At 60.2% G+C, this 6,751-nt stretch carries 10 protein-coding genes; 6 read left to right on the forward strand and 4 right to left on the reverse strand.

Features of this window, described 5'->3' with window-relative positions:
- The first annotated feature begins 305 nt into the window (after nt 1-305).
- Nucleotides 306-545, forward strand: a complete 240-nt coding sequence (locus tag BMX16_RS17710) for a hypothetical protein (RefSeq protein WP_089905904.1) — start codon at nt 306-308, stop codon at nt 543-545.
- Nucleotides 546-638: 93 nt separating this feature from the next.
- Here the strand turns inward: BMX16_RS17710 and BMX16_RS16825 are convergent, their stop codons facing one another.
- Together BMX16_RS16825 and BMX16_RS16830 are read right to left on the reverse strand one after the other, a co-directional pair.
- Nucleotides 639-1,478 carry a cytochrome b gene (locus BMX16_RS16825; protein ID WP_089905906.1) on the reverse strand — a complete coding sequence of 280 codons (840 nt, stop codon included), beginning with the start codon at nt 1,476-1,478 and terminating at the stop codon, nt 639-641.
- Between the two features lie 409 nt (nt 1,479-1,887).
- The gene (locus BMX16_RS16830) at nt 1,888-2,868 is read right to left on the reverse strand and encodes a protochlorophyllide reductase (protein ID WP_089905908.1); all 981 of its coding nucleotides are present in this window, start codon (nt 2,866-2,868) and stop codon (nt 1,888-1,890) included.
- A gap of 82 nt (nt 2,869-2,950) precedes the next feature.
- Here BMX16_RS16830 and BMX16_RS16835 point away from each other — a divergent pair, with 82 nt between their 5' ends.
- Together BMX16_RS16835 and BMX16_RS16840 are read left to right on the forward strand one after the other, a co-directional pair.
- On the forward strand, nt 2,951-3,199 hold the full coding sequence (locus BMX16_RS16835) for a hypothetical protein (protein WP_143058089.1): 249 nt from the start codon (nt 2,951-2,953) through the stop codon (nt 3,197-3,199).
- The gene (locus BMX16_RS16840; RefSeq protein ID WP_089905912.1) at nt 3,196-3,846 is read left to right on the forward strand and encodes an NAD(P)-dependent oxidoreductase; all 651 of its coding nucleotides are present in this window, start codon (nt 3,196-3,198) and stop codon (nt 3,844-3,846) included. Before BMX16_RS16835 ends, BMX16_RS16840 begins: the two co-directional genes overlap by 4 nt.
- A gap of 23 nt (nt 3,847-3,869) precedes the next feature.
- On the opposite strand, the gene BMX16_RS16845 is transcribed toward BMX16_RS16840, so the two are convergent.
- On the reverse strand, nt 3,870-4,535 hold the full coding sequence (locus BMX16_RS16845; protein WP_089905914.1) for a hypothetical protein: 666 nt from the start codon (nt 4,533-4,535) through the stop codon (nt 3,870-3,872).
- A gap of 231 nt (nt 4,536-4,766) precedes the next feature.
- On the opposite strand from BMX16_RS16845, the gene istA reads away from it, so the two are divergent.
- From istA to BMX16_RS16855, 3 genes are read left to right on the forward strand one after another with little or no spacing between them, the layout of a single operon-like run.
- Complete coding sequence (istA, locus tag BMX16_RS16850) at nt 4,767-5,978, forward strand: IS21 family transposase (RefSeq protein WP_425434044.1); 1,212 nt, start codon at nt 4,767-4,769, stop codon at nt 5,976-5,978.
- A 45-nt stretch (nt 5,979-6,023) separates the two neighbouring features.
- A complete protein-coding gene (locus tag BMX16_RS18380) occupies nt 6,024-6,233 on the forward strand; it encodes a hypothetical protein (RefSeq protein WP_425434045.1) in 210 nt (69 codons plus the stop codon).
- Complete coding sequence (locus BMX16_RS16855; protein WP_177174720.1) at nt 6,230-6,493, forward strand: P-loop NTPase family protein; 264 nt, start codon at nt 6,230-6,232, stop codon at nt 6,491-6,493. Before BMX16_RS18380 ends, BMX16_RS16855 begins: the two co-directional genes overlap by 4 nt.
- Here the strand turns inward: BMX16_RS16855 and BMX16_RS16860 are convergent.
- A partial coding sequence (locus tag BMX16_RS16860) for a transposase domain-containing protein (RefSeq protein ID WP_143058090.1) occupies nt 6,433-6,751 on the reverse strand: 319 nt, incomplete at its 5' end. The two genes, BMX16_RS16855 and BMX16_RS16860, sit on opposite strands and share 61 nt — an antisense overlap.

The raw sequence follows: 6,751 nt of genomic DNA on the forward strand, positions 1-6,751 counted from the left end.
GGCAGTGGCCAGACCACCTCAGCGTCCCGAGCACGATCCAGATAACCCTGAAGAGTGGTGCGCCCAATCGCCAGGCTCGCCGCAATCTGTCGGGTCGACAGACCCTCGGCTGACAGCCGTAAAACATCTCGGATCTTCCGCATAGACAATCTCTTCATCAGGCTTCCTTCGTGCCAAAAGGGCGGAAGGTAGCCGGTTACAGATTGCCTCGCAGCAGCACGTCACAGAGGTGGCCGGATGCTCCGGAATCAGTGGCCGGATAAAATCGGAATGGGTGGCCGGATACTTTCGGAATCAGTGGCCGGATGACCCCGGAATACGCAATCACTCTGATTGTATTTGCTGTCGCATTTGTGACGTTGGTCGCCGGCTTGGTCGGACGCAGCCTGCATCGTTGGGTCTGGTTCAACGTGATTTCACGTTTCAATCGGGCGATCTTCGGACGCACGCCGGCACAGAGGCTTCTGGAAAGCCCCGCCAGCCCGGTGCTGAGGTTGTGGCTGTATATCGATCGGGATGGACAGGATCGAGATGGTCTCGTTTGAGCATCTGCAGCCAGAACACAGGCGTGGGTCGAAAATGCAGGGGTAAGACCTGGCAGTTACGGCGTCCCGAATATGAAAAGTTGTGTTGCGTGATCACCGCAGCATGCGGCGCACATCAAGTAGCCGACGCTCCGCGAAGTGGTGCACAGTTACGGCACCGAGGTGAGCGGCAACTGCAAGGTAGAACACCGCTGGAAGAACCAGATTGTGCAGGATTGCCGCTGACTCTGCCAATTGACTATTTGGTGTAAAGCGGTCGCTGAGCGACCATCCGAATACCTCAAGCGGATTGCCATCCCACACCGTGAGTAGAACGCCCGTCACTGGAAACCCAAGCATGATGCCGTAAAGTGCCAGATGCGTGGCCTTGGCAAGCTTGCGCTGCAATGGTTGAATATCGGCCCGCATCAGCGGCGCGGGGCTTTGCAAGAGCCACAGCATGCGGCATGCAACAAGCAACAGCACCGTCAAGCCAAGCATCTGGTGTGTCGCAAGGAATGCGGGGCGTGCCGGATGATCCGGCGCAAGAATAGATACAAACAGGCCCATTGGTACCAGGATCAGGATCAACACGCCGATGATCCAATGGGCGTAGCGCGAAACGCGACCAAAGTGTGTATCGGTGTTGCGCAGGGGCAGTGGATCGGTCACGTGTCGCTTGCCTTGCCTGTAGGTCGCCCAAAGCAGGAACAGCGCCGCGAGAGAGGCGACCCCTGCCTGTGCGTTCAGGACAAAGGGCTTTATGCGATCGCCAAGTTCCGCATCCGTGGGGATGGCTGCGAAGGTGCCATCAAAATTCGCAATGAGGATCGAGTAGGCGATCATGACCAAGGCCAGCGCCGCGGTAAGCGTGCCGATGGCGCGACCAATGCGGCTGGACTGGTTCAGGAAAATCGCAAGGCATACAGCGAGTATGATGTAGAACTCTGTCATTCTTATCCCCTTAGATTAATATCCATTTTTCGTGGAACGGACTTGAACGATCAACCGATTTATTCTGCTTGGTCTGCTGATCGCGTGCGTCAAACTGACCTGAAGAGTTGTGGTCGAAGCGTTGAAACGTCGATATTGCGACCACTTTGAGACCTGCGCTAGCACCTCAGATCTTCTCTGCATCGATTTTCTTGACGCGGATGTGCACATATCGATGTGCTCGCATCCCCAGACGAAAAATTGAGCGGATGCTTTCAGTTGATCGCTTCGTCCGCGAACCGGCACCGGGATCAGCGCCGCGGACGATCTGGCTTTCAGTCCGAGCGCCTTTAGGTCTGCTGCCTCTGCCTTCAGGCTATTTCGGGGATGATCAATTCAGGTCTTTGCGCAGACCTTTGCGGAGCCTGTGTCACAACGGCCTGCCGCTGACATCTATCCGCACCAGCGCTGCGCTGAGGTTCCAAAGCGTCTCACTTCGCGTCGTGTCAGTCGCCTTGGAGGACAGGCTTTGCGAAAACGCCTTTCGACCCTGCTCCTGGCGGTTTCCCCAACTCCAATGGACGCCGGACCGGGCAAAGTCGGGGTCTGTCACCACCTGTGCGACGCGTTCGCCGGACAGGGGCTGAGACACGTAACCCTTGGTGATCTTCTTTTGAAACCAGGGAAAGATGTTCTGAAACAGGCGCGGCGCGTTGCGGAACAAGGGCGTGTCAGCGACACAGCCGGGATAAAGCGTGCTGAACACGATGCCGGTCCGGTCATGGAATCTGGCATGCAATTCACGGCTCATCATCATGCAGCACAGCTTGCTGTCCTTGTATGCCTTTCCCGGCTTGAAGGGTTTGCCATCGATCATCGCGATCGGATCCTTAAAACCGGCTTTCATCCCCTGAAAATCGCCCAGATCGGCGGGCGCAGGGATTGGCACCTTGCCACCGAATTCTTCGGAATTGGCCGTCACAGTGCCAAGCGTCACCAGTCGCGGGGCGGGGGATTTCTGCAGATCCTCCAGCATCAGGTTCGCCAGCAGGAAGTGCCCGAGGTAGTTGGTTGCCACACTGATCTCATACCCGTCGGGCGACCTCAGCGGCACCTTGAGTTGCGGCAGATAGGTCGCGGCGTTGCACACGAGCGCATCAAGCGCCCTGTTCTGCGCCCGATAGGCGGCATGAAAAGCGCGCACGCTGTCCAGCGACCCTAGATCGAGGTGCATAACGTCGAACATGTCGCGCTGGAGATTCAGGGATTGCGCCGCTGCGGCTGCCTTTTCCAGATCACGACACGCCATGATGACGTGCCATCCCTTGTCAATCAGGGCCTTCGTGCTGTGCAGGCCAACCCCGGAGGAGGCCCCGGTGACGATGCAAAGGGGATGGTGTTGAACACTCATTGGAGGCAGGCCTCGACGGTTGGATTAACTCGCCTACGTGTAAATCAAACGGGACAGTGCGACACAACGGGAGAGATGGATCTTGGACACCACTTGGATGCGGCCCTTGCTTATTCTGGGGGCGTTGGCGGTTTTGATCACGTTGAACGTCATCGAGTTCAACGGAAAGCGGCGGCGGGACTGCGAGGCGCTGTCGGCGCTTGACACATCAGACAAACCGGAATTGATGCTGGCCCACCGGCAATATCTGCAGACACAAAACATCGAACAAGTGCTTCATATCGTGAATTCGGTCCTGATTGCCCTTCTGATCGCGGTCTTGACCGCATGAGGATCGCTGTCTTCGGCGCGACTGGCGGCACGGGGCGCGCAGTAACGAAGGCCGCAATTGCCGCGGGTCACACCGTCACGGCCTTTGCGCGGCGGGCCGATCAAACTGCACCGATTGCGGGGCTGACTATCGTTGAGGGCGACGTTATGCACGCTGGCCAGGTCGCACCTGTGCTGGTTGGCCAAGATGCGGTCGTTATCAGCCTTGGCAATTCTCAGAACGCGTTTGCTTTGCGACTTGGTGCCCGCCGCACGACACCCCGAAACGTCTGCGAGGTCGGCACCCGGAACATTCTGGCAGCACTGCCACAAGACAGGGATACCCCGGTCATTGTCGTCGGGGCCTTTGGAACCGGTGCCACCGCCGGCAACCTGCCCATCATGTTTAAACTGTTCTATCACTTGGTCCTGCCCGAGCAGATGGCGGACAAGGAAAAACAGGCTGAAATCCTGAACGATTCGACGACGCCTTATACTCTGATCCAACCCGTCGCGTTGACGGACAAGCCGGGCACCGGAACGTGGACGGTGTCGCGCGATGGCAGCTTTGCCAAACCCGAGGTGGCACGCGCCGATCTGGCGGCTTTTATCGTGGGACGATTGGAAGACGGGGTCGGAAATCGCGAAACGATGACGTTTTCCGGGTAACGCCTGATCACATCGTCCCGGTGTCAAGTTTGAAACATCGGAAAACTGACACCAAGCGCCCATGCCAGAACGACGCCCAAAGCAAGGCCGGATGCAATCGGTCCAGCCCGCAGCGCCGTCACGCGCCCCATCGTGCCGAACACGATGTAGAACAGGATCATGACAGGCGCGATCAGCAGCAGAAAAAACAGGCGTTCGAAATCGAAGGCGACGGCGATCCCCAAAGACACCAGAAAACTGGTTCGCGCACAAAGCCGCCAACGCGCGGATTGACCCGTCGTCAGAATCGCGTCCGCCACCATGAAAGGCAGGGCACCGATCAGCATTGCGGCGATGATCCCGGCCCGCCCTGCCGTTGGCCAGAAATTGGCGGCATACCGATCAAGCGCAAATCCGAAAACGGCGCAGGCAGCCAGCAAGACGCCAAACGCCACCCATGTCATGGGGCCGACAGTCATGCGCCACACCCGCAGCAAGGCCAGTTGCAGGACGCCGAACGCCAGAAGATGCAGCATCAGATAATCTGCGACCAGAACAGGCAGCACGTCCGGCAGGGGCAGCAGCGCACACAGGGGGGCCAGCGTTGCGGGGACCAGCAAAATGATCGCGGTTTGCCCCCTGTTCAGGCGGAGGCGGTCAAAGTCGCGCAACGGGATCAGCCTGGCAATGGGCCGGATGATGAGCGACAACCACCTTGGCCGGTGCCGACAACCACCATGGCCGGTGCCGACAACCACCTTGGCCGGTGGGGCTGAACGGAGGACGGGCATGCCCGTCCGGAGGGCAGCCCCACCGGCCTGATTGATATTTCGGGAGTAGGTGCTGGTCGCTGCGGGTTGGTAAGCCGGAATCCTCTGCGTTCATACGGAGGAGCCGGTTTGACCTACAAACCCATCACCGACCAGCAATTGAGATTATACATGACCGACCTCCAAAACCACAGTCAGCGCACATCGGCCGCCCGCGCCGGGTTCAGCGAGCGGAGCGCCAGGCGTTTCGATGCGGACCCGACCCCGCCTTCGCAGCGCAAGATCGTTCACGGACGCACGGTGTCCGATCCCCTTGATGGCTACTGGCAGAACGACCTCCTCCCCTTGCTTGAGAATGACAGTGCGTTGCAGGCCGTTACTCTGCTGCGCCACCTTCAGGGTCTGCACCCTGTGGCGTTTCCAGACGATCGTATCCGGCGCACCCTAGAGCGGCGTGTGCGGCAGTGGCGGGCGCTGAAGGGACCTGAGCGCGACATCATCTTCCGCCAGGTGCCGGAGCCGGGATACATGGCGCAGTCCGACTTCACCCATGCCGAGGAATTGGAGGTGACGATCGCAGACCTGCCGTTCCCGCACCTGCTTTACCACTTCGTCATGGTCTACAGTCGGTGGGAGCATGTCGGCGTGGTTCTTGGCGGGGAAAGCTTCACCGCGCTGGCCGAGAACTTGCAGCAGGCCCTCTGGTCGATGGGCGGCGTGCCACAAAACCACCGCACCGACAGCTTGTCCGCCGCGTTCCGCAACCTGACCGCCGACCAGCGTAAGGACATGACCAGGCGCTATGATGCGTTCGTCGGCCATTACGGCATGGACGCCAGCCGCAACAATCGCGGTGAGGCCCATGAGAACGGGGCGGTTGAATCGCAAAACCGGCACCTGAAGACGGCCATCAAGCAGGCGCTGATCCTGCGGGGCAGCCGCGACTTTGCCTGCATTGAGGACTACCGGCGGTTCGTCGACATGCTGGTGGCGCGGCGCAACCGCCAGCGGGCGGCGGCTGTTCAGGCGGAAAGGGCCCACCTGAAGCCTTTGCCGCAGCGGCGCACCATCGACTTCACCGAGATCGTTGTGCCAGTCTCGCGAACCGGCGGTTTCCTGGTCAAGAGCATCTTCTACAGCGCCCCGTCGCAGTTGATCGGGCAACGTCTGCGTGTCCACCTTTACGATGATCGCATCGAGGCGTTTCTCGGCAGCTCCCTGGTCGTCAGCCATCCCCGGGCCCGTGGTCGCGTCGATGGCCATCGCGTCCATGTCATCAACTACCACCATGTGATCCATGCCCTGCGGCGCAAACCGCAGGCCCTGTGGAGCTCGATCTACCGCGACAGCCTGTTTCCCCGGACCGAATACGCCGAAGCCTGAAAGGTGCTGCAACGGGACCTGCCGAGACGGGATGCCTGCCGCCGCATGGTCGAACTGCTCTTCATCGCCCATGAGCAAGCCTGCGAGGCGGAACTGGCGCAACTGCTGGCGGCAGACCTTTATGCGGGCCAGGTGCCGGACACCAAGGCCCTGGCTTCACGGCTGGCACCAAGGCTCATGACGTTGCCCAAGGATGTCGCCGTCGCCCACCCATCGCTGGCCAGCTTCGACGCTCTGCTGGGGGCAAGCGCATGACTGTCCGCGAGGTCGACATCCACACGCTGCCCAGCATGCTGACCGCGCTGCGGCTGCCCAGTTTCCAAAAACTCTGGGCCGAGATCGCCACGCGCGCCGACACCGAAGGCTGGCCCGCCGCCCGTTTCCTCGCCGTGCTGGCGGAATACGAACTGGCCGAGCGCGACATGCGTCGTATCAGTCCGGTTGCGGCGCGGTTTCAGGCCTTTTCGGGCTGCCAGTTCCACGGCATGAGTTCGTCGATGCGATTAATCTTGTGATCAGGCAGGCGCTGGAGGACCCATGTGAGCCACGCTTCGGGGTCGACGTCGTTCATCTTGGCAGTCTCGATGAGCGCGTAGGCGATAGCGGCCGCTTTTCCGCCGCCGATTGACCCCATGAACAGGTAATTCTTGCGGCCGAGGGCGATGGGGCGAATTGACCGCTCGCAGGTGTTGTTGTCGAGTTCGAGGCGGCCGTCGTCGAGATAACCGCGGGCTTTGGGCATGCGGTTCAGGGCATAACGGATGGCTTCTGCC

The sequence above is a fragment of the Loktanella fryxellensis genome (genome assembly GCF_900110065.1).
Lineage (GTDB): Bacteria > Pseudomonadota > Alphaproteobacteria > Rhodobacterales > Rhodobacteraceae > Loktanella > Loktanella fryxellensis.

Coding starts and splice junctions, on each gene's coding strand:
- BMX16_RS17710 (WP_089905904.1), top strand. CDS start 306: ATGACCCCGGAATACGCAATCACTCTGATTGTATTTGCTGTCGCATTT.
- BMX16_RS16825 (WP_089905906.1), bottom strand. CDS start 1,478: ATGACAGAGTTCTACATCATACTCGCTGTATGCCTTGCGATTTTCCTG.
- BMX16_RS16830 (WP_089905908.1), bottom strand. CDS start 2,868: ATGAGTGTTCAACACCATCCCCTTTGCATCGTCACCGGGGCCTCCTCC.
- BMX16_RS16840 (WP_089905912.1), top strand. CDS start 3,196: ATGAGGATCGCTGTCTTCGGCGCGACTGGCGGCACGGGGCGCGCAGTA.
- istA (WP_425434044.1), top strand. CDS start 4,767: ATGACCGACCTCCAAAACCACAGTCAGCGCACATCGGCCGCCCGCGCC.
- BMX16_RS18380 (WP_425434045.1), top strand. CDS start 6,024: ATGGTCGAACTGCTCTTCATCGCCCATGAGCAAGCCTGCGAGGCGGAA.
- BMX16_RS16855 (WP_177174720.1), top strand. CDS start 6,230: ATGACTGTCCGCGAGGTCGACATCCACACGCTGCCCAGCATGCTGACC.